The sequence below is a fragment of the Rouxiella badensis genome, assembly GCF_002093665.1.
GTDB lineage: Bacteria > Pseudomonadota > Gammaproteobacteria > Enterobacterales > Enterobacteriaceae > Rouxiella > Rouxiella badensis.
Genome location: NZ_MRWE01000014.1, coordinates 72,702 through 99,485, shown reverse-complemented (window position 1 = coordinate 99,485; position 26,784 = coordinate 72,702). Strand labels below are relative to the sequence as shown.

The window sequence follows — 26,784 nt, the reverse complement described above, 5'->3', positions numbered from 1 at the left end:
GCTTACCCTGTATGGAGACTGCAATGAAGAAAGATGACTTAATACAACTAAAACAAGCACCTGACAGTTTCTCCCCTGCCGTTACGCCTGTATCTGCTTCGACTATTCACACGGATACTGAAGGCCTGCATGCGGGTGAGACCACTATCCCTTCTCAGGGAGAGAATCTGCCGGCCTATCTGGCCAGGCCCGCAGAATATACCGGTAAGCTGCCCATCGTTATCGTAGTACAGGAAATCTTCGGCGTTCACGAACATATTCGTGACCTGTGCCGTCGTCTGGCGAAAGAAGGCTACCTGGCGATCGCGCCTGAGCTTTATTTCCGCCAGGGCGATCCTTCTGAATATAGCGATATTGGCGAGCTGCTGAATAATCTGGTGAGTAAGGTTCCCGACCAGCAGGTACTGGCCGATCTGGACCACACCGCACACTGGGCGGCGCAGCACGGTGGCGATGCCAGTAAATTGGCTATTACCGGATTCTGCTGGGGCGGCCGTATTACCTGGCTCTACGCGGCACACAGCCCTCAGTTGAAGGCCGGCGTTGCCTGGTACGGTAAACTGGTCGGCAATAAAACGCTGTCGACGCCGACGCATCCGGTCGATGAGGCCGTTGACCTGACTGCGCCAGTGCTTGGCCTGTATGGCGGCAAGGATGACGGTATTCCGCTGGACACAGTTGAAAGCATGCGTCAGGCAATCCGCGCGGCGAATGCTAATGCGGAAATCGTGGTTTATCCTGATGCTGGCCACGCGTTCAACGCAGATTACCGCCCAAGCTATAACGCGGAAGCGGCGGAAGATGGCTGGCAGCGCATGTTGGCGTGGTTTGCCAAATACGGCGTGAAATAAGCCGTTTTTTCGCCATTTTTAAAAGACAAAATAAAGGCCCCGTCGGCAAACGCTAACGGGACCTTTTTCTTATCACTCATTGCTTAAAAGTCTGAGTATTCTCTGAGTTTATACGATTCAGGCCTGTTTGGGCTGACCGTTAGAGGCACTGAGACCGCCGTCAACCGGCAGGTTCACACCGGTCACGAATCGAGCGTCATCGCTGGCAAGGAAGGCAATCACCGAGGCAATTTCTTCCGGCTCTGCGCCGCGTCCCAGCGGAATACGTTCGGCGAACTTCGCCAATAAGACTTTGTTTTCTTTGATGTCACCGGCCATGTCGGTCAGCGTCAGGCTAGGACAGACAGCATTGACACGAACGCCATCGGCACCGTGGTCTAACGCCAGAGAACGCGTGAAGTTGGTCACGGCACCTTTGGCGGCATTGTAGAAGCTCATCCCCCAGTCCCCACCAAGCCCCGAAACAGAAGACACGTTGACGATATTGCCTTTGCTTTTCTTCAGCGCCTCGATAAAGAAGCGAGTGGCATAGAACACGCCGCCGACATCGATATCAATAATCTTTTTCCAGTCTTCGATGCTGGCTTCGTTCACCTTGCCCTGCACCACAACACCGGCGTTGTTGACCAGCACGTCGACGCGTCCAAACTTGTCGAGCACAACCTGCGCCAACCTTTCGACCTCCTGCGGATTGGAGATATCGGCGACGTGGACGTAGTAATTAGTGGTTTCGAGCGTGTTGGCCACTTTGGCCAGTTTGATTTCGGTACGCCCTACCAACACCACGATGGCCCCTTCAGCGGCAAAGCGCTGGGCGGTTGCGGCCCCCATGCCAGAACCCGCACCGGTGACCACCACGACTTTATCTTTAAATCGACTCATTTTTGTCTCCTTACGTCGTCAGAAAGTTAATCGAGAAAAGATTTCACTTCCTTAAGCCTAGCCAATAGACGAAAAGAGGGTCGCAATAAACGGCAATCCGCTGAACCAATTCAGCCTCAGGCGTGGCATGTTGCGGCTCGTGGGGCGGTGATAAAGAGGTTACAAAATACTAATGGCGAGGAAAGTGGCATAAAAAAAGGGCGCCGAAGCGCCCGGTATATTCACGCTGCGACCACAGCTTAAACGTTAGCGGCGCGCAGACGCTGCGCGGCTTTGACCATGTTTGCGAGCGATTCACGCGTTTCAGGCCAGCCGCGAGTCTTCAGACCACAGTCTGGATTAACCCATAGACGCTCAGCAGGAATGCGGTCTGCGGCCTTGCGCAACAGGTCTTCAATCCACTCAACGCTTGGCACGTTCGGGGAATGAATATCGTAAACTCCTGGTCCGATTTCGTTTGGATATTCGAATTCTTTAAACGATTCCAGCAGGTCCATGTCTGAACGAGAGGTTTCGATAGTAATGACGTCGGCATCCAGTGCCGCGATGGAGTCCATAATGTCGTTGAACTCGCAGTAACACATGTGCGTGTGAATTTGCGTGTCGTCTCGAGCAATCGCGGCATTCAGTTTGAAGGCGTCCACCGCCCAGCGCAGATAAGCCTGCCACTCGGACTGACGCAAAGGTAAACCTTCACGCAGCGCAGGTTCGTCGATTTGGATGATGCCAATACCGGCTTTTTCCAGGTCTTCCACTTCGTCACGCAGCGCCAGAGCAATCTGTTTGGCGATGGTTTCACGCGTCACGTCTTCACGCGGGAACGACCAGCACAGGATAGTCACAGGACCGGTCAACATGCCTTTAACCGGTTTTTCGGTCAGAGACTGTGCGTATATGGCCCACTCGACGGTGATCGCTTCTGGGCGGCTTACGTCGCCAATAATGACCGGGGGTTTAACGCAGCGAGAACCGTAGCTCTGCACCCAACCGTTTTGGGTGAACACAAAGCCGTCGAGGTGTTCGCCAAAATATTCGACCATGTCGTTACGTTCAGCTTCACCGTGCACCAGTACGTCGAGACCAAGGCGTTCCTGCTCGTTGATAGCCTGCTTAATGTGCTCGCTAATGCCAATACGGTAGTTTTTAAGGTCCAGGCGGCCCTGTTTGAAGTCCAGACGCAGGCCACGGATTTCGGTGGTTTGCGGGAATGAACCGATAGTAGTGGTCGGCCAGGCGGGCAGATTAAAGCGTGCACGCTGTGATTCTGCACGCTGTGGATAGGCGCTTGGACGGTCGACTTCCCGTGCGCTGATTGCCGCCAAACGCTTGCCTACGGCAGCATTATGTACGCGGGTAGAGTTTTTGCGCGCGCGGATTGGCGCGCTGTATTCGGCCAGCTTAGCCTGTGCTTCTGCGCTTGGGTTGTTCAGGGCATCGGTCAACAGCGCCAGCTCGGCACATTTTTGCAGTGCAAATGCGAACCAGCTCTTCACTTCTGCATCCAGACGCGTTTCAACGCTCAGATCGATAGGACTATGCAGCAGTGAACATGAGGTTCCTAGCCAGACGTTGCGACCAGCAACCAGCGGCTTTAGACGGTCGAACCAGGTGCTCAGATCGGCACGCCAAACGTTACGGCCGTTGATCACTCCCAGTGACAGCACCCAGTCTTTTGGCAGCGCATTGGCAACCGCGTTCAGAGAGTCGTGACCGGCAACGGCGTCGATATGCAGCCCCTGCACCGGCAGCTGGCGGAGGGTCTCAAGATTGTGTCCGATGCTGTCGAAATAGGTGGTCAGCAATAGCTTAGTTTTACCCTGAAGCGCGGCATAGGCCGGTCTGTAGGCATCCAGCCACGCCTGCGGCAGTTCGAGAACCAGAGCCGGCTCATCAATCTGCACCCATTCAATACCGCGTTTAGCCAGTTCAGCCAAAACCTGCTGATAAACAGGCAGAATATCATCGAGCAGCGACAGACGGTCAAACTGTTCACCCTTTACTTTTCCCAGCCACAGGTAGGTCAATGGCCCCAGCAGCACCGGTTTAACCTTGTGACCCAGCGCCAGCGCTTCGTCAACTTCGTCAAGCAGCTGAGTCCAGGTCAGTTTGAACCGCTGACCCTGAGTGAACTCAGGCACCATGTAGTGGTAGTTGGTGTTGAACCATTTGGTCATTTCGGCAGCGGCGGCAGGTTTGCCGGTCGGTGCCCGGCCACGACCCAGGCGAAACAGAGTATCGAGATCGACTGAACCATCATCATTCTGGTGACGCGCCGGAACGTTACCCAGCAGCAGGCTGGTGGTAAGAACGTGATCGTACCAGGCAAAATCGCCAACCGGCAGCAGATCCACGCCAGCTTGCTGTTGCTGCTGCCAATGTCGGGCGCGCAGCTCGCGGCCCGTTGCCAGCAGTTCTTCTTGAGTCATGTTGCCAGCCCAGTAGCTTTCCTGCGCTTTTTTCAGTTCACGACGCAAACCAACGCGTGGAAAACCCAGAGTGTGATTCAATATCGTCATCTTTAAGTCCCCATTTAGCCATCCAGATGTTTACACATCCATAATCCGCAGGTACTGTATATTCCACAAGCGCAAATTATTCACAGTGACAGTGAAGGACTCTCATGATCGAACTGAAACACCTGCGGACGCTGCAAGCTCTGCGAAATACCGGCTCTCTTGCCGCCGCAGCGGCACAGCTACACCAGACCCAATCTGCCCTGTCGCATCAATTTAGCGACCTTGAGCAGCGTCTCGGTTTCAGACTATTTGTGCGTAAAAGCCAGCCGCTGCGTTTTACGCCGCAGGGTGAAATCATGCTGCAGTTGGCGGAACAGGTACTGCCGCAGATTCAGCAGGCGTTACAGGCCTGCCACGAACCGCAACAGGCTACTCTGCGCATCGCGATTGAATGCCACAGCTGCATTCAGTGGCTGACGCCCGCGCTCGACACCTTCCACCAGAGCTGGCCACAGGTGCTGATGGACTTTAAGTCTGGCGTGACCTTCGACCCACAGCCCGCCCTGCAACAGGGTGAGCTGGACATCGTGCTGACCTCCGACATTCTGCCGCGCAGCGGCCTGCACTATTCGCCGATGTTTGATTATGAAGTACGTCTGGTATTAGCACCGGACCATCCTTTGGCGAACAAAGACGTCATTACACCGGAGGATTTGAGCAGCGAGATCCTGATGATTTATCCGGTTCAGCGTCAGCGCCTGGATATCTGGCGTCACTTCCTGCAACCGGCGGGCGTCAGTCCAGCGCTGAAAAACGTGGATAACACCCTGCTGCTCATCCAGATGGTGTCGGCGCGCATGGGGATTGCTGCACTGCCGCACTGGGTAGTAGAAAGCTTTGAGAAACAAGGGTTGGTGGTCACCAAAACCTTGGGTGATGGCCTTTGGAGCCGCCTCTACGCTGCCGTTCGCGACGGAGAACAGCGCCAGGCGGTGACCGAGGCGTTTATCCGCTCGGCACGCCAGCACGCCTACGATCACCTGCCTTTTGTGCGCGATGCCTCACGCCCCAACGGCGCGGCGTCATCGCTAAAAACGCTTTCCCTGCCGCCAGAGGCTTGAGGTTAATCAGGCTGCTGTTTACGCCTTGCGGTGACGACGCTCAGCGCCACAATGCCCACGGCGGCCAGGGTAGCGGCGAGGAGCGTGAAGCTCATCGTGAAACCTTTTATATCAATCAGATAACCTGTCGCAACGGGCAGTAAGCCCGCCGGAATATAGGCGCCAATATTGAGCAACGCATTGGCTTCTGCACGGCGGTCAGCGGAGATATTCACCGACAGCAGCGTGAGTCCTCCGAGTTGCCCGAGACCCTGCGCAGCCCCGGCAGCCAGCGCGGCGAGGAAGAGGGCTATCTCGCCTCCCCCATGGAGCGCCAGAACGAGACACAGCATCGTAATCATCAGTGCCGTCCCACTGAAATAGAACACGCGGGTCGTTGGCAATTGGCGGCACAGCAGTTGGCTTCCCACCGCGACCATAAACATCACGCAGGCCATAACCCCCGCCACCACCGGGCTTCCCGCACCCGAAAAATGATTCAGCAATACGGGCCCCAGTGACAGCATCAGCGAGGTTGAGGTCAGCCCCGGCGCGAAGAACAGTACGCCCAAAACCAGATGAAAAATATGCTTCGACGCAATCGACGGCAGGCGCAGCGGACGCGGCGTTTCATTTAAGCGTTTCACTTTGGCCGGCAAACGTATTGCGATAGCTATCGCGCTTAGCTGTACCAACAGTTCGATGGCAAACACGATAAATACCGGATGCGGCAGGAAGCGTACTACCGCGCCGCTCATCACCGGCCCCAGCCCTGCGCCGGTTACCATGGCAATCGATGCCACCAGCGCGGCCTGCCGCTTACGGCTTTCTCCTCCGGCGTCCACCACCGCAGCCATACTCGCCGTCACGGTAATGCCCACCGCAACTCCGGTCAGGAAACGCGCGACCAGCAGCGCATAGACCGATCCCGCATCAATAAAACACACACAGGCCAGTACCGAAGCCATGAGTCCCGGCAGGATAATCTTCTTCCTGCCCAGCCGGTCCGCGAGTTGCCCGGCGACCAGCAGGGTTATCACCAGCGCCAAAATATAACAGGCAAAAATCAGAGTCAGCGTGCCGGAAGTAAAATCAAACTGCTTTTTCCAATGGATATACAGTGGCGTAGGCGCGTTAGACAGCATAAATACTGCGACGACTATCCACGCGGTTTGTAAAATTCGCCACGGCGACGCGGCTTGGGCGGGCATTTTTAACCTGTTAATACTGTTTTCAGAAGGTAAAGACTGCGACATCGATTTTTCCTGTAGTGAAAGCGCTGAAGATGGCTATCAGCGTGACACGCAGGATAAAGAACATCGCATATAAGAAAAATAGGCTAAAATTCCAAACATATCGGACAAAAAACTCCTTAATGACGAGATTTCACCATGAGCAAGCTGAGCGGTATCGAAATATTTGTGCAGGTCGCTGAGACGCGAAGCTTCTCTGAAACCGCCAAACAGCTGGGCGTTTCCTCTTCGGCGGTGGGTAAAAGCATTGCTCGCCTCGAGTCACGTCTTTCAGCACAGCTGTTTTATCGCAGCACCCGTAGTATGACCTTGACCACCGAGGGCGCACAGTACCTCGAACGCTGCCGCCGCATTCTGGCCGAGGTTGAAAGCGCGGAGCTTGAACTGATGGAAAGCCACCTTGCGCCGCAGGGTCAACTGAAAATCAGCCTGCCGTTTGTCGACGTCATCGTGCTGCCGCTGGTCGGCGGATTTATGCAGCGTTATCCGCAGATTACGCTCGATATCGATATGACCGACCGCATGGTCGATATCATCGAAGAGGGTTTTGACGCGGTTATCCGTACCGGTACTCCGGTAGATTCACGGCTCAAGTCGCGCTTTCTCGGCGGCTATCAGCGTGTCATCGTAGCTTCGCCGGACTATCTTGCCCAGCGCGGAACCCCGCGCCATACGTCAGATTTGGCGCAGCATGCCTGCCTGCTGCATAAATACCCCAGCACCGGACGCATCGAGCAGTGGACCGGCGTGCCTGACGCCTCGGAGCTGCCCGCCGCGATGGTATGCAACACCAACCGGGTCATTATCGACGCCACGTTGAAAGGTTTGGGAATAGCCTGTCTGCCGGAATACCAGGCGCGCAGCCTCTTGCAGGAGGGGAAATTGACGCAGGTTCTGCCTCACCTGCCCGCGGCCGAAAATGGTTACTGGGCTCTGTGGCCGGTGAGTAAACACGTCACCCCCAAATTACGGGCATTTATCGACTATCTGGCGGCGTATTTCGCCGAAAACCCGCTAAACGCGCAGCCTGGAGTGGCGATTCAGGGCGTATCCGAAAATTGCTCTACCGGTCTGCCGATGGAGTAAACTTAAGAGAAGAAATAACCTGCAGGAGTATCGACCATGAAAGGCTTTCATCAAGTTCTGAGCGCTCTGTTACTGTCGGCGATGACCACGGGCGCGCTCGCCGCCGTCACCCAGACGCCTATCGAAAGGCAACAACAGTTGCTGAATAATCCTGCCCAGCAGAGGATGCAGCAGCAGATGTTGAATAATCAGCAGCTGCACCAACGTCAGCTTGAGCAGGATCAGATGTTCACCCAGCAGCAACAACAGCTGCAGCTGCGCTCCCAGACGCTAAACGATCAGCAGCGTTTGCAGCAAAGCCAGATAAATAATAATCAACAGCGGCTACAGCAGAAACTGAATCAGACCCCATAGCCCTTGGCGCAAATCTAAAGCAATTAACAAGTCCCCTGATGTTAAATTTGACACTCAATTTGATACCAAGGGACTTGTTCACCCACTAAATAGACTTAACTGCCAAAGTCCGGACCGATGAGGTCGATGCGGTCGGTACAGATGCAATCCACTCCCCAGCCGAGCAGCAGACATGCTCTTTCAGGGCTGTTGACGGTGTAAACCAGAATACGCAGACCGGCCTGTTTTAGGCTCTGAACACGTTCTTCAGTCAACTCTTTGTGGTTGATATGCAATGAGACACAGCCCAGGCGGGTGGTCAACGCCTGCCAGTTTTCGTCCCACTTGTCTAACAGCAAACCGCGCGGCAGTTCTGGTACGGCTGCCTGTGCGGCTTCGAGCGAAGGCACATCGAACGAGGAAAGCAGAGGTTGAACCGCCTGCCCATGCCAAAGCTCGCGTGCCGCCTGTGCCACCTTCTCTCCGGTCTCATACGCCAGGCCGGTCGTGCCCTTAATCTCGATATTTGCCATCATGCCGTATTTGGCACAGCGGGCCGCCACCTCAGACAACAGCGGCAATTTCTCGCCGCTAAAGTGGGTGCTATACCAGCTACCGGCATCAAGCTGCACCAGCTTGTCCCAGGCTAACTCCCCCGCCACGCCCCAGCCATTGCTGGTTCGGTTTAGCGTGTCGTCATGCAGCAGAAAGATTTCCCCCCCCTGCGCCAGCTTGACGTCGAACTCAATCATGCGGTGACCAAGGCGCGCGCCAGTATCAATTGCAGCAAGGGTATTTTCAGGCGCCAATGAACCGCCGCCGCGATGGGCCACGATCTTTGGATAAGGCCATACTGTCATGTTCACTCCATCCGTAATCCGCTTTTCGAATCAAAAAAGTGTAGCGCGTGCGCGGGCAAAACCAAACGTAATTGCGTACCGGCCGACGGACAATGTTCATGCGAAAGTCTCACCACCACGCCGCTGCCCGCCCATACGCCATGTGCCAGATTATCTGCGCCCAGAAGCTCAAGGTTTTTAAGCTCCATCGGAATGCCGTGCTGCGGGTCTTCCGTCAGCTGAATATGCTCCGGTCGCACGCCGACGGTCAACTCACGGCCGCCCCATTCCGGTCGCGCCTTCGGCAGCGGCAGCTCGTAGCCGCCCTCCATCACCAGCGAAGTTCCGTCAGTAGTCAACTGCCCCGGTAATAGGTTCATCGCCGGAGAACCGATAAAACTGGCCACAAACAGGCTCGCCGGACGTTGATACACCTCGGACGGCGTCCCGATTTGCTCGGCAATACCTTTGTTCATCACGATAACGCGTTCGGCCAGGGTCATGGCCTCCACCTGATCGTGCGTCACGTAAAGGCTCGTGGTGCGCAGGCGGCGATGCAGCTGCTGTAGCTCGAGACGCATCTGTACGCGCAGCTTGGCGTCGAGGTTCGACAGCGGTTCATCAAACAGGAAAACGGCAGGTTCACGCACGATGGCACGGCCCATTGCCACACGCTGACGTTGTCCGCCGGAAAGCTCGCGCGGTTTGCGTTTTAGCAGCGGACCGAGCTCGAGAATGCGCGCTGCCTCTTCCACCCGTGCCTGAATCTGCGCCTTGCCGAAGCCGCGAATCTTGAGGCCGTAAGCCATGTTGTCGTACACGCTCATGTGTGGATACAGCGCATAATTCTGGAACACCATCGCGATGCCGCGATCTTTCGGCTCGAGGTTGGTGACGCGGACGTCGTCGATATAAATATCGCCGCTGGTGGTGCGTTCAAGCCCGGCGACCATGCGTAGAAGGGTTGATTTTCCGCAACCCGACGGGCCGACCATGACAATGAATTCGCCGTCGGCGACGTCCAGATCGATAGTTTTAATAATCTGATTCTGCCCGTCATAGGACTTGGTCACTGCCTGTAATTTTAAGTTTGCCATAGTTAATTACTTCTCACTGTCTACCAGACCGCGCACAAACCAGCGCTGCATCAGGAGCACCACCGCAAGGGGTGGCAATAACGTCAGGATCATCGCGGCCATCACCTGATTCCACTGTGTCGAGCCGTCTCCCGAGGAGATCATGCTTTTGATTCCTGCCACCGCCGTGCCCATTGAGGCATCGCTGGTGATAAGGATCGGCCACAGGTATTGGTTCCAGCCGTAGATAAAGGTGATAACAAACAGCGCTGCCAGGTTGGTTTTCGACAACGGCAGGACGATGTCCCAGAAAAATCGCATCGCGCCTGCACCGTCAATTCGCGCGGCCTCGAGCAGCTCGTCCGGCAGCGTCATAAAGAACTGGCGGAACAGGAAGGTTGCGGTTGCCGAGGCCATCAGCGGCAGGGTCAGGCCGGTGTAACTGTCGAGCATATGCAGGTTGGCTATCACCTGCACGGTCGGGAAGATACGGACCTCAACCGGCAACATCAGCGTCATGAAAATCAGCCAGAAGAACAGGTTACGCAGCGGAAAACGGAAATACACGATGGCATAGGCCGACAGCATCGAAATGGAAATTTTGCCGACGGTAATCGCCATCGCCATGATGAAACTGTTCAACAGCAGCGGGCCAAACGCCGGACTGCTTCCCCCCGCGCCCTGCGTCCAGATGGTGCGGATGTTTTCAAAAAAATGCCCGCCCGGCACCAGACTCATCGGCACGGTAAAGATTTGCTTGTTGTCCAGCGTCGCGGCGACAAAGGCGACATACAGCGGAAACAGCACCAGCAGCACGCCAATAATCAGCACCACGTGACAGAAAATATCGAGGCCTCTTCTGTTCTCGATCATTGGTAACGCACCTTACGCTCGACAAAGCGGAACTGAATAAATGTCAGGGCAACCACCATCACCATCAGTACCACCGACTGCGCGGCGGAGCTTGAGAGGTCAAGACCGGTGAATCCTTCGCGATATACTTTGTAGATAAGCGTCGTTGTGGCTTGCACCGGACCACCCTGCGTGGCGGCGTCGATAACCGGGAAGGTATCGAAGAAGGCGTATACCAGATTAACCACCAGCAGGAAGAAGCTGACCGGCGAAATTAACGGCAACACCAGATTAAAGAAACGACGTATTGGACCGGCACCGTCAATCGCCGCGGCCTCGACCAACGAACGCGGTATTGACTGTAGCGCCGCCAGGAAGAACAGGAAGTTGTAGCTCACCTGCTGCCAAATGGACGCCAGTACCACGAGGAACATCGCCTGCCCGCTGTTCTGCGCGTGATTCCAGTTATAGCCGAGCGTGCCTAGGAAATGGGTGATCAACCCTAACCCCGGGCTAAACAAGAACATCCACAGTACGGCGGCCACGGCGGGCGCAACGGCGTAAGGCAAAATAAGCAACGTTTGATACAGACGGCTGCCGCGAATAACGTGGTCAACCATGGCTGCCAGCAGCAGCGAAATCGCCAGCCCGAAGAACGCCACCATAAAGCTGAACTTCAGCGTGGTGTAAAACGAGGCAAGATAGTAAGGATCCTGGAACAGCTGCTGAAAGTTGGTCAGACCGGCAAACTCGCTGGAGATACCGAAAGGATCCATGGTTTGCACCGAATACCACAGTGCCTGACCGGCGGGCCACAGGAAAAAGATCGCCGTAATCAATAACTGAGGCAGAACCAGCGCATAGGGCAGCCAGCTACAGCCAAACCCGGGACGGTGTGAACTCATATGAATGACTCATCGAAATATAAGGCGGAGAACAGAAGACAAACGGCTGCGAACGTCGCCAAAAACAGGGGCAGAGTGTCAGAATGGCGCACTCTGCCCGGTTAAAAGACGTTCGTTATTGCTTCACAGAGGCTTCAAAACGACGCAGCAGCAGATTGCCGCGCTGAACGGACTCATCCAACGCCTGCTTAGCCGTTTTCTGACCGCTCCACACGCCTTCCAGCTCTTCATCCACGATGGTACGAATCTGTGGCATGTTGCCCAAACGCAGGCCTTTGGTGAACGGCAACGGTGGTTTGTTCATCATTTGACGCGTTGCCACGTCGGAGCCTGGGTTCTTATCATAGAAGCCCTGCTGTTTGGTCAGCTCGTAGGCCGCCGTCGTGACCGGCAAATAACCGGTTTTCTGGTGCCATTCGGCGGCGATCGCCGGTGTTGTCAGGAATTGCAGGAATTCAGCCACGCCCTTGTAGGTCGCCGCATCTTTGCCTTTCATGACCCACAGGCTTGCGCCACCAATGATGGCATTTTGCGGTGCGCCTTTCACATCGGCGTCGTACGGCATCATACCTACACCATAGTTGAATTTGGCATACTGACGAATGTCAGCCAGTGAACCGGAAGACGCAGTCGTCATTCCACAGTCGCCGTTATAGAACTTGGCGGTAGACTCGTCCTGGCGACCGAAATAGGTAAACTCACCTTTTTTATTCATGTCTTCAAGGAACTGGATGTGTTTGATTTGTTCCGGCTTGTTGAATTCCAGAACCGCATCGGTGCCGTCGAAACCGTTATTCTTGGTTGCTACCGGCAGGCCGTGCCAGGCACTGAAGTTTTCAATCTGGATCCAGCCCTGCCAGCCGCTGGCGTAGCCACACTTCATCCCGGCCTCTTTCAGCTTGGCGGTGTCCTGCTCTAGCTCCTGCCAGGTTTTTGGCGGCTGGTCGGGATTAAGACCGGCCTTCTTGAAGGCATCTTTGTTGTAGTACAGCACCGGCGTGGAGCTGTTGAACGGCTGCGAAAGCAGGCGTCCCTGAGAATCAGAGTAGTAACCGGAAACCGTCGGCACGAACTGGGAGACGTCTTCTTTCAGACCCGCGTCTGCAAAGACCTGGTAAACCGGTTTGATGGCCTTGCTCGCCATCATGGTCGCCGTACCTACTTCGTAAACCTGCAAAATCGCCGGGGCATTACCGGTACGGTAAGCCGCGATGCCAGCAGCCAGGTTCTGGTCGTATTTGCCCTTGTAAACAGGAACAATTTTTACGTCAGGATGCGTCTGGTTAAAACGATCGGCCAGAGAGTTAACTTCTTTACCTAACTCGCCATCCATTGAGTGCCAGAAAGGGATCTCCGTCACGGCTAGCGCGTTGGCACTGAAAGCCAGCATGAGTGCTGCACCCAGAGCCGATTTTTTTAAATTGATAAACATGCCTGTCTCCTGAAAATCTGCTGGTGTTAGAAATTGCAGAGAAATAATGGAAGTTAATAAACTTTTTTATTCGGGAGCTAACATGACATGCATAAATGACAGAAAAATAACCAATAAATGACAATAACGTGACAGCAGGGTGAAACGAAGATGACGGGAAGATGGCAAAAAAAGAGGCGCATTGTGTGAACAATGCGCCTCGATTTACTCTGATTTTATCACTTACAGCGCGCGCTTCAGACGGGCAACGGCCTCGTGCAGCTGCTCTTCAGTGGCGGTCGCGAAGGAGATACGGAAGGTCGAGTAGTCCGGATTATCGGAGAAGAAGAACTCTCCCGGCACGAACACGACGCCCTGCTCCAGCGTTTTCTTCATCCACTCGGTGCAGTTACGCGGTTCACGGAAACGAGCCCACAGGAACATGCCGCCTTTCGGATATTCAAAGGTCAACACGTGGCCCAATTCACGTTCCAGCAGCTCGGCCAGCACGTTATATTTCTGCTTGTAGGCGGCACGGATGGTTTCGATTTGTTTATCCAGACGACCCAGCGCCAGGTAGTTTTCGGCCACGGTCTGCGACAGTGAGCTGGCGTGCAGATCTGCCGCCTGTTTAATAATCGCGACTTTGTTCAGCAGCCACTGCGGCATAATGACCCAGCCCAGACGCAGGCCGGGTGCCAGAATCTTGGAGAACGTCGAGGTATAGATGATGTTGTTGGCATGGCCGTACTGCGTTTTAGAAATCTCGAACAGGGTCGGCAAACGTTCGTCGGTAAAGCGCAGTTCACCGTAGGGGTCATCTTCAACAATCAGGAACTGATGCTCGGCTGCCAGTTTCACCAGCTGCTCACGGCGTGAAAGGCTCAGCGTTACGCCACTCGGGTTACCAAATGTTGGCACCAGATACACGCCCTTGATCTTGCGTGTCTTAAGAATCTCTGCCAGCTCGTCGACCTTCATGCCGTCGCCGTCGGAACCCACAGACAGCAGATGAGCTTCAGCAAGCTCCAACGTTTGCAATGCCGCCAGATAGGTAGGACGCTCAACCACGAACACGTCTTCAGGATCGACAACCGCACGCATCACCAGGTCCAGCGCTTGCTGAGAACCGGCGGTCACAACGATATCTTCGGCGGTCGCCACAATGCCGCGATCTTTGCACAGGTCGGCAATACGTGAGCGCAGGCCATGGCTGCCTTCGGTCAGACCATACTGGAACGCATGCTCTGGCTGCTCGGTAATCGCAATTTGAGTGGCCTTCGCCAAGCCTTCAAAATCGAATAATGCTGAAGAAGGAATGCCTCCCGCCAGCGAAATAACGCCCTCCATCTTGCTGTGCTTCAGCAATTCCCGGATAGCCGAACTCTTGAGCCTGACCATACGGGCGGCGAGCAAACCTTCTGTGTTCATTTAATGTTCCTGAGTGGTGTGCAAAGATTTATAAGAATGTACGCAAAGTTAATTTATAGATAAAAGAAAAACCGCAAAGCGCTTGCCGTGCGGTTTATTAGATTTAACACAGATTTTTATTGAATCAACGATCTTTATCACGCACCGAGATAGGCGGCGCGCACCGCCTCATTGGCCAACAGGGCTCGGCCGGTATCTTCCAGCACGACATGACCGTTTTCCAGCACGTAGCCCCGGTCCGCCAGCTTCAAGGCCTGATTGGCATTTTGCTCGACAAGGAAGATGGTCATCCCCTCTTCACGCAGCTGCTGGATGGTGTCGAAAATCTGCTGAATGATGATAGGCGCGAGGCCGAGCGAGGGTTCGTCGAGCAGCAGCAGGCGCGGCTGGCTCATCAGTGCCCGCCCAATAGCCAGCATCTGCTGTTCGCCGCCTGACAGGGTTCCCGAGCGCTGTGCACGGCGCTCTTTCAGCCGTGGAAAAAGCGTAAATACCCGCTCCAGCCGCTGCTGATACTGGTCGCGTGCGGCAAAGAAACCGCCCATCGCCAGATTCTCTTCCACCGTCATGCGTGAAAAAACCCGTCGCCCTTCCGGCACAATGGCAATATCACCGCGCATGATCCGCGCCGTCGGCCATTGGGTAATATCCTGCCCCTCAAACACAATGGAACCCTGCGAGGCCCGTGGTTCACCGCATAGCGAACCGAGTAGCGTAGTTTTACCCGCACCGTTTGCGCCAATCAGCGTGACGATTTCCCCGGCGCTGATGTGCAGGCTCACCTGATGCAACGCCTGGATTTTACCGTAGTGGGTCGAAACCTGATTAAATGACAACATCTCTTATCCCTCGCCCAAATACGCACGAATAACGTCTGGATTGTTGCGGATTTCCTGCGGCGTACCTTGTGCCAGCGGCGTTCCCTGATTCACCACGTAGATGCGGTCTGAAATCCCCATCACCAGTTTCATGTCGTGTTCAATCAGCAACACCGAAACCTGATGCTGACTCCGCAGTTCGGCGATCAGCTGGTTCAGCGCCTCCGTTTCTCGAGGATTCAGACCCGCAGCGGGCTCGTCGAGCATCAGGATCTCTGGGCGAGTCACCATGCAGCGCACGATTTCAAGGCGGCGCTGCTGGCCATAGGCCAGATTCCCCGCCTGCCGGTTGGCTAAGTCACGCAGACCGACGCGCTCAAGCCAGTCGGCCGCGCGGTCCAGCGCCTCCGCCTCGGCGCGACGAAAGCCAGGGGTTTTCAGGAGGCCCGCGAGGGCGCCACTTTTGAGGTGCTGATGCTGAGCCACAAGCAGGTTTTCAATCACCGTCATCTCGCGGAATAACCGCACGTGCTGGAAAGTACGCACCACGCCGAGACGGGCAATCTTATGCCCCGGCAGGCCTTCAATGTTCCTGTCGCGTAGTTTGATGCTGCCACCGCTTGGGCGATAAAATCCGGTCAGGCAGTTGAATACCGTGGTTTTACCCGCACCGTTCGGACCAATCAGCGAGACGATTTCTCCCTGATTGAGCTGTAATCCGACGTTGTTAACCGCCAGCAGCCCGCCAAAACGCATCGACAGACCTTCAACGTTCAGTAAAGGTTGGGGACTCATGCCTGCTCTCCTTTGCCGCTCTCGCCTTTATCCAGCACTTTCAGTTTGAGCTGTGGACGTTTCATCGGCAGCAGCCCCTGAGGACGCCAAATCATCATTAAAACCATCAGCGCGCCGAGCAGCAGCATGCTGTATTCGTTGAGGTCACGCATCAGCTCACGCGATACCACCAGCAGAATTGCCGCGAGGATCACCGCAAACTGCGAACCCATGCCGCCCAGTACCACGATGGCCAACACGAAGGCCGACTCGACGAAGGTAAAGGATTCAGGGCTGACAAAGCCCTGCCGCGCGGCAAATAACGTCCCGGCGAATCCGGCAAAGGCGGCGCTGATAGTGAAGGCAGTCAGCTTGATGCGGGTCGGATTGAGGCCGAGCGAACGGCAGGCAATTTCGTCTTCACGCAGAGCCTCCCACGCACGCCCCAGCGGCATCCGCAGCAAACGGTTGATGATGAACAGCGTCAAGATAACCAGCAGCAAGGCGACCAGATAGAGAAAAATGATGCGATCGCTGGGGTCATAACGCAGGCCGAAGAAATGGCTAAAGGTGTCCCAACCGCCCTCGCGCGCCGTACGGCTAAATTCGAGTCCAAAGAGTGTGGGTTTCGGGATCTGGCTGATGCCGTTCGGACCGCCGGTGATATCGGTATTATTAAGCAGCAGAATACGCACTATCTCACCGAACCCAAGGGTGACAATCGCCAGATAATCGCCGCGCAGGCGCAAGACCGGAAAGCCGAGCAGAAAACCAAAGGCTGCCGAAACCAAACCTGCCAGCGGCAGCGCCTCCCAGAAACCGATGCCGTAGTAATGGTTCAGCAACGCATAGGTGTAAGCACCGATGGCGTAAAACCCACCGTAACCCAGCACCAATAACCCCGACAGGCCGACGACCACGTTCAGCCCGAGGCCTAGCATGATGTAGATAAGGGTCAGGGTGGCGATGTCCACGGTGCCGCGCGAAACGATAAACGGCCAGGCCACGGCGGCAATAATCAGCAGCAGCGCCAGCCATTTCTGCTTCGGCGTCGAACCGTCAAAGCTCGGCAGAACAAAACTGGGGCCGGAGACCTTTTTCAGTCCTTTTTGCAGCAGTGGGCGAAACAGCTGGAAGACGAACACCACCGCACAGCCGGCCGCAATCCAGTACCAGCGCACCACGTCGGCACCGTGCACTACCAGTCTGGTGCCCTCAAGGCTCAGTTGCAGCCCCATAATAAAAGAGGCCAGCACCAGCAACACCAGCGCCGAAATCAGCGCATTGAGCAGATTGAGATGTTTCATACCTTCTCGACCTCCGGGCGGCCCAGAATCCCGGTCGGCAGCACCAGCAGCACGACAATCAACAGCGCGAAGGAGACCACGTCTTTGTACTCGGTGCTCAGATAAGCGGAGGTCAGTGCTTCGGCCACACCGAGGATCAGTCCACCTATCATCGCGCCCGGAATGCTACCGATACCGCCCAGGACGGCAGCGGTAAAGGCCTTCATTCCGGCCATGAAACCGATATATGGGTTAATCACGCCATAGAACTGGCCGAGCAATACGCCTGCGACCGCTGCCATCAGTGCGCCAATCACGAAGGTCAATGAAATGACGCGATCTGTGCTTATCCCCAACAGGCTCGCCATCTTGAGGTCTTCGGCACAGGCGCGACAGGCGCGCCCCATGCGGGAATAGCGGATAAACAGCGTCAGGGCCAGCATCGCGATAAAGGTCACCCCCCAGATAATCAGCTGCATGGTGCTAATGGTCGCGGCAAAGCCGTTAGCCTCGCCAAGCTTCCATTGGCCGGTCACCAGACTCGGCAACGCCAGGTCGCGCGAGCCCTGAGTCAGGCTGACGTAGTTTTGCAGGAAAATAGACATACCGATCGCGGAGATTAGGGCAATCAAGCGCTTGGAATTACGCACCGGTTTATAGGCCACGCGCTCGATACTCCAGCCGTAGGCGCTGGAAATCACGATGGCGGCAATAAACCCTGCACCTATCAGCAGCCAGCTGGCGTCGATACCCATCATCATCAGTGCTGCGATGACGATAAACGAGACGTAGCTGCCAATCATGTACACCTCGCCGTGGGCGAAGTTAATCATGCCGATGATGCCATAAACCATGGTATAGCCGATGGCTATCAGCGCGTAGGTGCTACCTAAGGTCACGCCGTTAAACATCTGCTGAATAAAATAGAGAAACTGCTCAGACATACTCTACACCTTAGATTGCTTTCGCCTGGAGGCCTGAAGCCGCGACGGCTTTCGCGGGCGCGGCTTCAAAGGCTAAGACGGGAGAGGCTTAAAATATTACTTAACCGGCGTAGAGGTGCCGTCGGCATGCCATTCAAATACGCCAAACTCGAAGCCTTTCAGGTCGCCCTTCTCGTCCCAGCTCAACGGCCCCATCACGGTATCAACCGGTGCCGACTTGAGATTTTTGACGATATCCGCGGGTTCCATGCTGCCGCTGCGGGTCATGCCGGTGGTCAGCGACTGCAGGGCGGCATAAGTGGTCCAGACAAAAGGCCCGGTCGGGTCGAGCTTCTTGGCTTTCAGAGAGTCAACGATAGGCTGGTTGGCGGGCACCTGATCGTAGCGTTTCGGCAGTGTTACCAACATCCCTTCAGAGGCAGCACCGGCGATGTTGGAGAGTGAAGAGTTACCGACGCCTTCAGGCCCCATAAAGCGTGCGTTCAGACCTGCCTGTTTTGACTGGCGCAGGATCTGCCCCATCTCTGGGTAATAACCACCGAAGTAGACGAAATCGACGTTCTCTTTCTTGAGGCGTGCCACCAGCGTAGAGAAATCTTTGTCTCCGGCGGTGATGCCTTCAAACATCACCACGTTGCCACCGGCTTTCTTCAGGCTGTCCTGAACCGAGCGCGCCAGCCCTTCACCGTACTGCTGTTTGTCATGAACCACCGCGATACGCTGTGGCTTGATGGTATTCAGAATGTATTTAGCGGCGGTAGGCCCCTGATCGGAATCGAGACCGGTGGTGCGCAGGATCATCTTGTAGCCACGCGTAGTCAGGTCGGCGTTGGTGGCCGCTGGCGTGATCATGATGACGCCTTCGTCTTCATAAATGTCAGAAGCAGGCTGAGTCGAAGAAGAGCAGAGATGGCCGATGACATAACGAATGCCGTCATTGATCACTTTGTTTGCGACCGCAACCGCCTGTTTCGGGTCACAGGCATCGTCGTACTCCACGCCAACCAGCTTATTGCCTTTAATGCCGCCTTTGGCATTAATATCCGCAATCGCCTGTTTGGCGCCGGTAAATTCCATATCGCCGTACTGGGCGACCGGTCCTGACATTGCACCAACAATGGCGACCTTAATGTCCTGCGCCATGGCCGAGTGGCTCATTGCCAACGCCACACAGGCTGCCAACCACGTCTTACCCTTTGCTAATTTCATCCTGACTACCCCATTTGATTATGTTGTGATGTTGTCCCGCCACCTGCTTAAAACATGCTCACCCAGGGCTTTCGCCATAAGTAATAATGAGTTAGCGGCTTTTATTGGTCTTATTCTCTAATAAAACGCTTATTTATCACGTTATTAAACAGGTATTTTCTTCTGCAAATCAAATCACACATCCAGAAACATGAGGTGTAATCAGAATTTTATAGGGGTAAAAATACGGCAAAATGGAAGGGTGCCAGCGGTTAAAACTGCTTAATAAAACGTATCCCGCCGTTTATATTTCATACGACAGCAGTGAAAATATTTTCGACCTGTTATTGTTCAAAAAAAGTTACGCCACGATGTTGGGGTTATCCGGTAAACTGTTTCAGTCCTTTTTCCTTTGTTATCTGTGCCTCATCATGAAATTAACCATAGAAAAACTCGACCAGCTTACTGCGCAAGATGAAATCGATTTGGCCAAGATCTGGCCGCAGCAGCAGCCCGCCGACTGGCAGCGATGGATGAATGAACAACGTATGATTTTTGCTGCTCGTTTCAACGCACGACTGCTGGGAGCCGTTAAGGTCTCGGTTGTGGAGACTCAGGCGGAACTCAGCGATCTGTGCGTGCGTGAAGTCACGCGACGTCGCGGCGTAGGGCTATATCTTCTTGAGGATTTACAGGCACAGCTGCCGGCTATTACGGCGCTGTCGATGCAGGCCGAGTCAAACGACCCGGTGCTGGCGGCCTTTATGCAGGCCTGTGGTTTTACGCTCCATAACGGCAACTGGCATAAATTAAAGGCATAAAAAAAGCGACCGTGATGGTCGCCTTTTAGCCTAACGCCTGACTCAACGGGCAGGCGTTTAGTTTTGCTGCATCAGGCTTCGATAGCCATGCGCAGTTTCTTCATCGCATTCTTTTCAAGCTGACGAACACGCTCGGCAGATACACCGTATTTATCGGCCAGTTCCTGCAGCGTTGACTTGTTATCATCGTCGAGCCAGCGCGCGCGGATGATGTCCTGGCTACGTTCGTCGAGGCCTTCCATCGCGAAGGTCAGCTTGTCGGCTGCACTGGATTCCCAGTTGTCTTCTTCGATGCTCTCGGCGAAGTCGGAGCTCTTATCCTGCAGGTACAGCATAGGAGCCATCGCCTGACCATCACGCGGCTCTTCGTCCGGCGTAGGGTCAAAGGTCATGTCCTGTGCCGCCATGCGGGATTCCATCTCCAGCACGTCTTTGCTGGTCACGCCCAGTTCGCGGGCAACGTGTTCAACTTCTTCATGGCTGAACCAACCCAAACGCTGTTTGTTTTTGCGCAGGTTAAAGAACAGCTTACGCTGTGCTTTGGTGGTCGCGACTTTCACAATACGCCAGTTACGCAGCACGTACTCATGGATCTCTGCTTTGATCCAGTGCACGGCGAAGGAAACCAGACGTACGCCGACTTCCGGATTAAAACGGCGAACCGCTTTCATCAGGCCGATATTACCTTCCTGGATAAGGTCAGCCTGAGGCAGACCATAGCCTGAATAATTACGAGCGATATGAGCGACAAACCGCAGGTGAGACAGGATTAGCTGTTTAGCTGCGTCCAGATCGCCCTCGTAATGCAGCCGTTCAGCCAGTGCCCTTTCTTCCTCTGCGGTAAGCATAGGATAGGCATTGGCGGCCCGAACATAGGCTTCCAGGCTACCTTGGGGTACTAATGCTAAAGTTTGCATTTCTTTGGTCATTAAAGCCTCTCTAATGTGACGTAAGAAGGTTTTACACAACGTTGCCGTGGACTGAATACCACGGATTTCAGTACAACGCAGAACCACTCACATTTGCTGCTGATTTGACCCTGATTCTCGCTCAAAGTTCATTCATTAGCGCCTTCTCGGCCCAATGACTTTATGCGAGGTACAGGGGAAATGATTGGGAAATTGTGCTTAAAGGGGAAGATGAATATAAGACCCTAAATTACAAGGATCCTTTGGAGCAGACTATTAATATGGGGATCTTCCCTTGCAGCACAACCCGCAGCTACAAGGGAAGAGTATACCAAAAAGATTCTTATTGTGGTGTAAATCGTCGTAAATGTTGAACAGTCGCCAAATACGCGGCTACCCAGCCGATCATCGCCGAGATCAACAATAACAACAGGCTTTCGTCCCAGCCAAGGCCGTGCAGGTCAAAGGTCGTACCGAACACCGAGGCCACCTGGGCCACAACCGCTTCAAGACGCAGCACCAGCGCTTCCGACAGGATGAGTGAAAGCAGTGCGCCACTAAACCCAAGCAACGCCCCCCCGTTGAGGAAAGGCCGCAGGATAAAGCCATCGGTGGCGCCGATTAGCTTCATCACGTTGATGGTATCGCGGCGGCTAAAGATGCTCAGACGCACGCTGTTGCCGATGACCAGGAACACGGCAATCACCATCAGGATACCAATCATCGCGGCTATCTGCCCCACCAGCCCGGTCAATGCGGCCAGCCTTGCAAACCAGCTGTCGTCCATGCGCACTTCGTCAACGCCCTGAACAGCGGCGACGCGGTCACGCAGGGTATTCAACGTCTTGGAATCCTGGAAATTCATTTTTGGCGTGATAATCGCCACCGCCGGCAACGGATTCTGCTCGAGCATATCCATTGCACCGCCAAAGCCAGACCAGTTACGGAACTCGCCCATCGCTTCTTCACGAGACAGATAGTTGACCTTATCTACGCCCGCTTCGGCCTTCAGCGCTTTCACCACGTTCATGGCCGCGTCGTCGTCCAGCGATTTATCGATGTAAACGGTCAGCTGCGGCGTCGGATACCATTGTTCAGCGGCCTGACTGACGTTTTTCCAAACCAGATAGCAAACGCTCGGCAGGGTCAGCGAAATGGCAATGACCATGATAGTCAGCAGCGTCGCCAACGGCTGGCGCAGCATGTCGCGAACGGTGTTGCTCCACGCATAGCGCCACTGCTCTCGGAACCCGCCTTGCAGCGCCTTGGTCTTTGACTCTGGCGTGCTTTTTGGCTTTCTGACCGGCTTTGGACTATTCGCCATAGTAAGCGCCTCCGGCCATTCTGCCCTGACTCAGGGTCAGCGTACGGTAACGACGGCTGGCAATCAGCCCCATGTCGTGGGTCGCCATAAGAACGGTGACGCCAACACGGTTAAATTCTTCAAACAACCGCAAAATCCCCTCCGACAACGCTTCATCCAGGTTACCCGTCGGTTCATCGGCCAACAGCACGGCGGGTTTATTCACCACGGCACGCGCGATGCCGACACGCTGCTGCTCACCACCGGAAAGTTGAATAGGGAAATTTTTTGCCTTATCCAACAGCCCGACTTTGTCGAGCGCGGCCGATACGCGACGGCGAATATCTTCACCGCTGGCACCGGCAATAATCAGCGGCATGGCAACGTTGTCGTAAACGGTCCGGTCGAGCAGCAGATGGTGATCCTGGAAGATCATACCTATCTGACGGCGCAGGAACGGCACCTCGCGGCTCTTCAGCCGACTGATGTCGTGGCCGCCAAACAAAATATGGCCGGCACTCGGGCGCTCAATCCCGCAAATCAACTTCAGCAGCGTACTTTTACCGGCGCCAGAGTGGCCGGTCAAAAACGCCATCTCACCCTGCCGAATATGGAAATCGACGCCTTGCAGCGCCTGTCGCCCGCCTAGATAAGCTTTACTGACCTGTTCAAAGCGAATCATCCGTATTAATCCTCTCGGGCAAAAAGTGCCTCAATAAAATCGTCAGCCTTAAACGGCCTTAAATCTTCGATACCTTCACCCACCCCAATGTAACGGATAGGGATTTCAAACTGGTCGGCGATAGCAAAGATAACGCCGCCTTTGGCCGTACCGTCGAGCTTGGTCAGCGTAATTCCGGTCAGGCCGACTGCTTCATTAAACAGTTTTGCCTGACTGACCGCGTTCTGCCCCGTGCTGGCATCCAGCGTCAGCATAACCTCATGAGGGGCGTCCTCGTCCAGTTTTTTCATGACGCGGACAATCTTCTTAAGTTCTTCCATCAAATGAGATTTATTCTGCAAACGCCCGGCGGTATCGGCGATCAACACGTCGACTTTGCGCGACTTGGCCGCCTGGATTGCATCGAAAATAACGGAAGCAGAATCAGCGCCGGTGTGCTGGGCGATGACCGGAATATTGTTGCGCTGTCCCCAGACCTGAAGCTGTTCAACGGCTGCGGCACGGAAGGTGTCCCCCGCTGCCAGCATCACCGACTTTCCTTCAGCCTCGAACTGACGAGCCAGCTTACCGATGGTGGTTGTCTTACCAACGCCGTTAACGCCAACCATAAGAATGACGTACGGCGTTTTGCCGCTTACATCCAGTGGCTTATCAACTTTAGCTAAAATTTCGGACATTTCTTCCTTCAGCTTACCGTACAGCGCTTCCGCGTCTTTCAACTGCTTGCGGCTGGCGTGTTCGGTCAGTGAAGTAATGATTTTGCGCGTGGTTTCAACACCGACGTCGGCAATCAACAGTTGTTCTTCGAGTTCGTCGAACAGGTCGTCATCGATTTTTTTACCGCGGAACAGGCCAATGAAACCCGAGCCCAGATTCTGCTTGGTTTTAATCAGGCTGCGTTTAAGACGGGCGAAGAAGCCTTCTTTGGTCGGGCGTTCCTGCTCGGTCGCTGTGACTTCGCCAGCGGGCAGCGTGACCAACGGCTCAAGCGCAACCGGTAATGGCGGCTCTTCAACAGCGGCAACTTCTGGCTCTGGCTCTGGCTCTGAAACAGTTTCCGGCTGAGCGTCTGCGGCAGCCACCTGTTCGGTCAGGTCGACGATTTCGTGCGCCAGTTCAACGGACGCCTGCTCAGGCTGTTTTACCGGCTCGGCTTCAACCACGTGCTCGGTAATGACAGGCTCAGCGTGCACCGCCTGCTCGACAACTTCAGGCTCTGCGTGCGCAGTTTTAGTCACGCTTTCATGCGGCTCATCTTCCAGACTGGCTTCCACGACCTCAGCCGTGTCCCCGTCACCGGAATGCACCTCTGCCGCAGCCTGCTCGTGCTGCTCTTCGTGATGTTCGGCAGAAACGGCGGGCGCTTCGGCGTCGGTCCTATCTACCGGCTCAACGGGTTGCTCAACCTTTTCTACTTCCTGCGGCTGTTCTTCTTCCTTGCGACCACGTCCAAACCAGGAAAGAAAACCGCGTTTTTTCTCTTTTGCCATTTTACAACTTCACTCCACGCCGTTAATTCCCGACGAACGGATTATCAATAGGGTAATAACCTAGCAGTCTATCACTTTCCCTTAAACGCAACACGCCTGTGTGATGAATTCACTGCTCATACAATCAACTACGCGGCAGTATGCCGTGATAACCGCGACACGGCGGTAGCCTCGGGGGCTTCACACCGGTAGAATAGCCCTCCAAACCGTGTTCCTCACGGCCGTGCAGACATTTTTACAACCAGAATTTACAATCAAAATACTATGGCAAAGAAACCGCAAACCCCAGCTGCAGGCCAAATCCGCCTGATTGGCGGTCAATGGCGTGGACGCAAGCTGCCGGTGCCTCACAGCCCAGGACTGCGACCGACCACCGATCGCGTCAGAGAAACTTTATTCAACTGGCTGGCTCCGGTAATTCAGGGGGCGCGATGCCTGGACTGCTTCGCAGGCAGCGGCGCACTGGGAATCGAAGCGCTGTCGCGCTATGCCGGCAGTGCCACCTTGCTGGAGTTCGAGAAACCGATCGCGCAGCAGTTGGAGCGTAATCTGGCGTTACTCAATGCACACAATGGCCGGGTGATTAACGTCAATACCCTGAGCTGGCTGGCTAAAAGCGGTACCCCACATGACGTGGTCTTTCTCGATCCGCCGTTTCGTAAAGGCATCCTGCAAGACACCCTGGGACTCCTAGATGCCAAGGATTGGCTAGCCGACGAAGCCTGGATTTATGTTGAAACAGAAGTAGAACATGGTGCCCTTAACGTGCCCGCAGGTTGGCGCTTACACCGGGAAAAAATTGCCGGGCAGGTTGCCTATCGCTTATATCATCGCGACGTCACGCCTGACGCGGACGCCTCGCCACAGGAGCAGTCAGATGTTGATTAATTTGGGTCGTTTGTTGATGCTTTGCATCTGGATTTTTTTACTGTCGAACATTGTGCATCCGTTCCCTAAGCCGATGAGATACTTCCTCGACGTAGCGATGGTGTTCATGTTCTTCATGCACGGTATTCAAGTGATGCTACTCAAAGCCACGCAGGCTAAAGATCAGCCGAAGATTGGCGGCTGGCTGGAGCTGCGCATCTTCCTGTTCGGCGTGTTCGAACTGCTGGCCTGGCAGAAGAAGCAGCCACCGCTACCGAAGAAGTAATCCCACCTTTCAGCACCGCGCACCCCGTTGCGCGGTGCTATTGGCTATACCAAGGTTAAACAAACCTCGCTGAACACCTTTGCTAACCTCTTCGCTCCAATTTTAAGCCCTTTTTAAGATTGTCGGCCCCCCTCCGCCTCTCCTACACTGAAAGTATGTGGCGAAGCCGGAATGGCTTCATCGTTTTGGCAGCGCTTTGCTTACTTTTTCTAAATAAGGATAAACAATGAGTTGGCCGTTTATTGCTGTATTCCTTTCAGGTTGGCTTTATGTCGACGCCCGCTATCGCGGTCCACGCTGGCAGGGATGGGTGTTTAAACCTGTTACTCTGCTGCTTCTGTTGTTATTGGCCTGGCAAGCGCCGGTGATAGGCACCAATGGATATCTGATTGTGCTTGGCCTGCTCGCGACGCTGGTTGCCGATGCGTTGCTGCTCCTGCCACGAGAGCGTTACCTGTACGCCATCGGGGCATTCTTCCTGTCACACCTGCTTTATACCCTGAGCTTCGCCAGTCAGATGAGTTTTACCTTCTTCTGGCCACTGCCTGCCGTACTGGTGGTGGTCGGTGCGGTTCTGCTGGCGATTATCTGGAGCCGACTGGAGGAAATGCGCTGGGCGGTGATAACGTTTATCGCCATGACGCTACTGATGGTGTGGGTCGCCGGCGAGCAGTACTTCTATCGCAGCACCGATTTGGCCTTCTCGCTGCTCTGCGGCTCCATCCTGCTACTGGTCGCCAACATTGTTTGGCTGCTGAGCCACTACCGTTTTAAATTCCGCGCCGCCGACGCTATTGTCGCCGCCTGTTATTTCGGCGGACACTTCCTGATAGTCCGGTCGCTGTATTTGTAATCGCAGATAAATTCGTCACTTCACGCTTGACCCTGGAGTTAACTCCAGGGTGTACACTCCTGAAATCAGAGCTCAACAACGCTCTTTGG

Annotated in this window: 26 protein-coding genes; 8 read left to right on the top strand and 18 right to left on the bottom strand. The window is 54.8% G+C overall.

Annotated elements, in window-relative coordinates:
- Positions 1-23: 23 nt before the first annotated feature.
- Complete coding sequence (locus BS640_RS10425; protein WP_017492565.1) at positions 24-851, top strand: dienelactone hydrolase family protein; 828 nt, start codon at positions 24-26, stop codon at positions 849-851.
- Positions 852-968: 117 nt separating this feature from the next.
- On the opposite strand, the gene budC is transcribed toward BS640_RS10425, so the two are convergent.
- Both budC and metE read right to left on the bottom strand, forming a co-directional pair.
- The gene (budC, locus tag BS640_RS10420; RefSeq protein WP_017492566.1) at positions 969-1,733 is read right to left on the bottom strand and encodes a meso-2,3-butanediol dehydrogenase; all 765 of its coding nucleotides are present in this window, start codon (positions 1,731-1,733) and stop codon (positions 969-971) included.
- Positions 1,734-1,972: 239 nt separating this feature from the next.
- A complete protein-coding gene (gene metE / locus BS640_RS10415) occupies positions 1,973-4,249 on the bottom strand; it encodes a 5-methyltetrahydropteroyltriglutamate--homocysteine S-methyltransferase (RefSeq protein WP_084912518.1) in 2,277 nt (758 codons plus the stop codon).
- Positions 4,250-4,353: 104 nt separating this feature from the next.
- Between metE and metR the strand changes: the two genes are divergently transcribed.
- Entirely contained in the window at positions 4,354-5,310 is a 957-nt protein-coding gene (gene metR / locus BS640_RS10410) for an HTH-type transcriptional regulator MetR (protein WP_017492568.1), read from the top strand.
- Between the two features lie 2 nt (positions 5,311-5,312).
- On the opposite strand, the gene BS640_RS10405 is transcribed toward metR, so the two are convergent.
- Complete coding sequence (locus BS640_RS10405; protein WP_017492569.1) at positions 5,313-6,545, bottom strand: MFS transporter; 1,233 nt, start codon at positions 6,543-6,545, stop codon at positions 5,313-5,315.
- Positions 6,546-6,680: 135 nt separating this feature from the next.
- Here BS640_RS10405 and BS640_RS10400 point away from each other — a divergent pair, with 135 nt between their 5' ends.
- Both BS640_RS10400 and BS640_RS10395 read left to right on the top strand, forming a co-directional pair.
- The gene (locus BS640_RS10400; RefSeq protein ID WP_017492570.1) at positions 6,681-7,628 is read left to right on the top strand and encodes a LysR family transcriptional regulator; all 948 of its coding nucleotides are present in this window, start codon (positions 6,681-6,683) and stop codon (positions 7,626-7,628) included.
- Positions 7,629-7,664: 36 nt separating this feature from the next.
- Entirely contained in the window at positions 7,665-7,982 is a 318-nt protein-coding gene (locus BS640_RS10395; RefSeq protein WP_017492571.1) for a hypothetical protein, read from the top strand.
- 95 nt (positions 7,983-8,077) lie between these two features.
- Here the strand turns inward: BS640_RS10395 and ugpQ are convergent, their stop codons facing one another.
- The 11 genes from ugpQ to BS640_RS10340 form a co-directional block, all read right to left on the bottom strand.
- Positions 8,078-8,821 carry a glycerophosphodiester phosphodiesterase gene (gene ugpQ / locus BS640_RS10390; RefSeq protein ID WP_017492572.1) on the bottom strand — a complete coding sequence of 248 codons (744 nt, stop codon included), beginning with the start codon at positions 8,819-8,821 and terminating at the stop codon, positions 8,078-8,080.
- Positions 8,822-8,823: 2 nt separating this feature from the next.
- Entirely contained in the window at positions 8,824-9,897 is a 1,074-nt protein-coding gene (locus tag BS640_RS10385; RefSeq protein ID WP_017492573.1) for a sn-glycerol-3-phosphate import ATP-binding protein UgpC, read from the bottom strand.
- A gap of 6 nt (positions 9,898-9,903) precedes the next feature.
- Positions 9,904-10,749, bottom strand: coding sequence for a sn-glycerol-3-phosphate ABC transporter permease UgpE (ugpE, locus tag BS640_RS10380; RefSeq protein WP_017492574.1), 846 nt, complete (start codon positions 10,747-10,749; stop codon positions 9,904-9,906).
- A complete protein-coding gene (gene ugpA / locus BS640_RS10375; RefSeq protein ID WP_017492575.1) occupies positions 10,746-11,633 on the bottom strand; it encodes a sn-glycerol-3-phosphate ABC transporter permease UgpA in 888 nt (295 codons plus the stop codon). Before ugpA ends, ugpE begins: the two co-directional genes overlap by 4 nt.
- Before the next feature lie 115 nt (positions 11,634-11,748).
- Complete coding sequence (ugpB, locus tag BS640_RS10370) at positions 11,749-13,065, bottom strand: sn-glycerol-3-phosphate ABC transporter substrate-binding protein UgpB (RefSeq protein ID WP_017492576.1); 1,317 nt, start codon at positions 13,063-13,065, stop codon at positions 11,749-11,751.
- Between the two features lie 222 nt (positions 13,066-13,287).
- Entirely contained in the window at positions 13,288-14,475 is a 1,188-nt protein-coding gene (locus BS640_RS10365; RefSeq protein ID WP_084912517.1) for an aminotransferase-like domain-containing protein, read from the bottom strand.
- A gap of 137 nt (positions 14,476-14,612) precedes the next feature.
- Positions 14,613-15,314, bottom strand: a complete 702-nt coding sequence (livF, locus tag BS640_RS10360; protein ID WP_017494414.1) for a high-affinity branched-chain amino acid ABC transporter ATP-binding protein LivF — start codon at positions 15,312-15,314, stop codon at positions 14,613-14,615.
- A gap of 3 nt (positions 15,315-15,317) precedes the next feature.
- Positions 15,318-16,088 carry a high-affinity branched-chain amino acid ABC transporter ATP-binding protein LivG gene (livG, locus tag BS640_RS10355; RefSeq protein ID WP_017494415.1) on the bottom strand — a complete coding sequence of 257 codons (771 nt, stop codon included), beginning with the start codon at positions 16,086-16,088 and terminating at the stop codon, positions 15,318-15,320.
- Positions 16,085-17,374 carry a high-affinity branched-chain amino acid ABC transporter permease LivM gene (locus BS640_RS10350; RefSeq protein WP_084912516.1) on the bottom strand — a complete coding sequence of 430 codons (1,290 nt, stop codon included), beginning with the start codon at positions 17,372-17,374 and terminating at the stop codon, positions 16,085-16,087. The genes livG and BS640_RS10350 overlap by 4 nt, the downstream gene beginning before the upstream one ends.
- Complete coding sequence (gene livH, locus BS640_RS10345) at positions 17,371-18,297, bottom strand: high-affinity branched-chain amino acid ABC transporter permease LivH (protein ID WP_084912515.1); 927 nt, start codon at positions 18,295-18,297, stop codon at positions 17,371-17,373. The genes BS640_RS10350 and livH overlap by 4 nt, the downstream gene beginning before the upstream one ends.
- Before the next feature lie 96 nt (positions 18,298-18,393).
- Entirely contained in the window at positions 18,394-19,506 is a 1,113-nt protein-coding gene (locus BS640_RS10340; RefSeq protein ID WP_026110595.1) for a branched-chain amino acid ABC transporter substrate-binding protein, read from the bottom strand.
- 410 nt (positions 19,507-19,916) lie between these two features.
- Here BS640_RS10340 and panM point away from each other — a divergent pair, with 410 nt between their 5' ends.
- Complete coding sequence (gene panM / locus BS640_RS10335; protein ID WP_084912528.1) at positions 19,917-20,306, top strand: aspartate 1-decarboxylase autocleavage activator PanM; 390 nt, start codon at positions 19,917-19,919, stop codon at positions 20,304-20,306.
- A 71-nt stretch (positions 20,307-20,377) separates the two neighbouring features.
- On the opposite strand, the gene rpoH is transcribed toward panM, so the two are convergent.
- The 4 genes from rpoH to ftsY all read right to left on the bottom strand — a co-directional run bounded on the left by rpoH (position 20,378) and on the right by ftsY (position 24,689).
- Complete coding sequence (gene rpoH, locus BS640_RS10330) at positions 20,378-21,235, bottom strand: RNA polymerase sigma factor RpoH (protein WP_017492369.1); 858 nt, start codon at positions 21,233-21,235, stop codon at positions 20,378-20,380.
- Between the two features lie 322 nt (positions 21,236-21,557).
- On the bottom strand, positions 21,558-22,538 hold the full coding sequence (gene ftsX, locus BS640_RS10325; protein WP_017492368.1) for a permease-like cell division protein FtsX: 981 nt from the start codon (positions 22,536-22,538) through the stop codon (positions 21,558-21,560).
- Entirely contained in the window at positions 22,528-23,199 is a 672-nt protein-coding gene (gene ftsE, locus BS640_RS10320; protein WP_017492367.1) for a cell division ATP-binding protein FtsE, read from the bottom strand. Before ftsE ends, ftsX begins: the two co-directional genes overlap by 11 nt.
- A gap of 5 nt (positions 23,200-23,204) precedes the next feature.
- Positions 23,205-24,689 (bottom strand): signal recognition particle-docking protein FtsY, encoded by a 1,485-nt coding sequence (gene ftsY, locus BS640_RS10315; protein WP_084912514.1) that lies wholly within the window; start codon positions 24,687-24,689, stop codon positions 23,205-23,207.
- Between the two features lie 264 nt (positions 24,690-24,953).
- Here ftsY and rsmD point away from each other — a divergent pair, with 264 nt between their 5' ends.
- The 3 genes from rsmD (at position 24,954) to BS640_RS10300 (ending at position 26,695) form a co-directional block, all read left to right on the top strand.
- Positions 24,954-25,577 (top strand): 16S rRNA (guanine(966)-N(2))-methyltransferase, encoded by a 624-nt coding sequence (rsmD, locus tag BS640_RS10310; protein WP_017492365.1) that lies wholly within the window; start codon positions 24,954-24,956, stop codon positions 25,575-25,577.
- A complete protein-coding gene (locus tag BS640_RS10305) occupies positions 25,567-25,842 on the top strand; it encodes a DUF1145 family protein (protein WP_017492364.1) in 276 nt (91 codons plus the stop codon). The genes rsmD and BS640_RS10305 overlap by 11 nt, the downstream gene beginning before the upstream one ends.
- Positions 25,843-26,068: 226 nt before the next feature.
- Positions 26,069-26,695 (top strand): lysoplasmalogenase, encoded by a 627-nt coding sequence (locus tag BS640_RS10300; RefSeq protein ID WP_017492363.1) that lies wholly within the window; start codon positions 26,069-26,071, stop codon positions 26,693-26,695.
- Positions 26,696-26,784 lie beyond the last annotated feature (89 nt).

Excerpts from the sequence above, each read along its gene's own strand:
- BS640_RS10425 (WP_017492565.1), top strand. The coding sequence starts at position 24 with ATGAAGAAAGATGACTTAATACAACTAAAACAAGCACCTGACAGTTTC.
- budC (WP_017492566.1), bottom strand. The coding sequence starts at position 1,733 with ATGAGTCGATTTAAAGATAAAGTCGTGGTGGTCACCGGTGCGGGTTCT.
- metE (WP_084912518.1), bottom strand. The coding sequence starts at position 4,249 with ATGACGATATTGAATCACACTCTGGGTTTTCCACGCGTTGGTTTGCGT.
- metR (WP_017492568.1), top strand. The coding sequence starts at position 4,354 with ATGATCGAACTGAAACACCTGCGGACGCTGCAAGCTCTGCGAAATACC.
- BS640_RS10405 (WP_017492569.1), bottom strand. The coding sequence starts at position 6,545 with ATGTCGCAGTCTTTACCTTCTGAAAACAGTATTAACAGGTTAAAAATG.
- BS640_RS10400 (WP_017492570.1), top strand. The coding sequence starts at position 6,681 with ATGAGCAAGCTGAGCGGTATCGAAATATTTGTGCAGGTCGCTGAGACG.
- BS640_RS10395 (WP_017492571.1), top strand. The coding sequence starts at position 7,665 with ATGAAAGGCTTTCATCAAGTTCTGAGCGCTCTGTTACTGTCGGCGATG.
- ugpQ (WP_017492572.1), bottom strand. The coding sequence starts at position 8,821 with ATGACAGTATGGCCTTATCCAAAGATCGTGGCCCATCGCGGCGGCGGT.
- BS640_RS10385 (WP_017492573.1), bottom strand. The coding sequence starts at position 9,897 with ATGGCAAACTTAAAATTACAGGCAGTGACCAAGTCCTATGACGGGCAG.
- ugpE (WP_017492574.1), bottom strand. The coding sequence starts at position 10,749 with ATGATCGAGAACAGAAGAGGCCTCGATATTTTCTGTCACGTGGTGCTG.
- ugpA (WP_017492575.1), bottom strand. The coding sequence starts at position 11,633 with ATGAGTTCACACCGTCCCGGGTTTGGCTGTAGCTGGCTGCCCTATGCG.
- ugpB (WP_017492576.1), bottom strand. The coding sequence starts at position 13,065 with ATGTTTATCAATTTAAAAAAATCGGCTCTGGGTGCAGCACTCATGCTG.
- BS640_RS10365 (WP_084912517.1), bottom strand. The coding sequence starts at position 14,475 with ATGAACACAGAAGGTTTGCTCGCCGCCCGTATGGTCAGGCTCAAGAGT.
- livF (WP_017494414.1), bottom strand. The coding sequence starts at position 15,314 with ATGTTGTCATTTAATCAGGTTTCGACCCACTACGGTAAAATCCAGGCG.
- livG (WP_017494415.1), bottom strand. The coding sequence starts at position 16,088 with ATGAGTCCCCAACCTTTACTGAACGTTGAAGGTCTGTCGATGCGTTTT.
- BS640_RS10350 (WP_084912516.1), bottom strand. The coding sequence starts at position 17,374 with ATGAAACATCTCAATCTGCTCAATGCGCTGATTTCGGCGCTGGTGTTG.
- livH (WP_084912515.1), bottom strand. The coding sequence starts at position 18,297 with ATGTCTGAGCAGTTTCTCTATTTTATTCAGCAGATGTTTAACGGCGTG.
- BS640_RS10340 (WP_026110595.1), bottom strand. The coding sequence starts at position 19,506 with ATGAAATTAGCAAAGGGTAAGACGTGGTTGGCAGCCTGTGTGGCGTTG.
- panM (WP_084912528.1), top strand. The coding sequence starts at position 19,917 with ATGAAATTAACCATAGAAAAACTCGACCAGCTTACTGCGCAAGATGAA.
- rpoH (WP_017492369.1), bottom strand. The coding sequence starts at position 21,235 with ATGACCAAAGAAATGCAAACTTTAGCATTAGTACCCCAAGGTAGCCTG.
- ftsX (WP_017492368.1), bottom strand. The coding sequence starts at position 22,538 with ATGGCGAATAGTCCAAAGCCGGTCAGAAAGCCAAAAAGCACGCCAGAG.
- ftsE (WP_017492367.1), bottom strand. The coding sequence starts at position 23,199 with ATGATTCGCTTTGAACAGGTCAGTAAAGCTTATCTAGGCGGGCGACAG.
- ftsY (WP_084912514.1), bottom strand. The coding sequence starts at position 24,689 with ATGGCAAAAGAGAAAAAACGCGGTTTTCTTTCCTGGTTTGGACGTGGT.
- rsmD (WP_017492365.1), top strand. The coding sequence starts at position 24,954 with ATGGCAAAGAAACCGCAAACCCCAGCTGCAGGCCAAATCCGCCTGATT.
- BS640_RS10305 (WP_017492364.1), top strand. The coding sequence starts at position 25,567 with ATGTTGATTAATTTGGGTCGTTTGTTGATGCTTTGCATCTGGATTTTT.
- BS640_RS10300 (WP_017492363.1), top strand. The coding sequence starts at position 26,069 with ATGAGTTGGCCGTTTATTGCTGTATTCCTTTCAGGTTGGCTTTATGTC.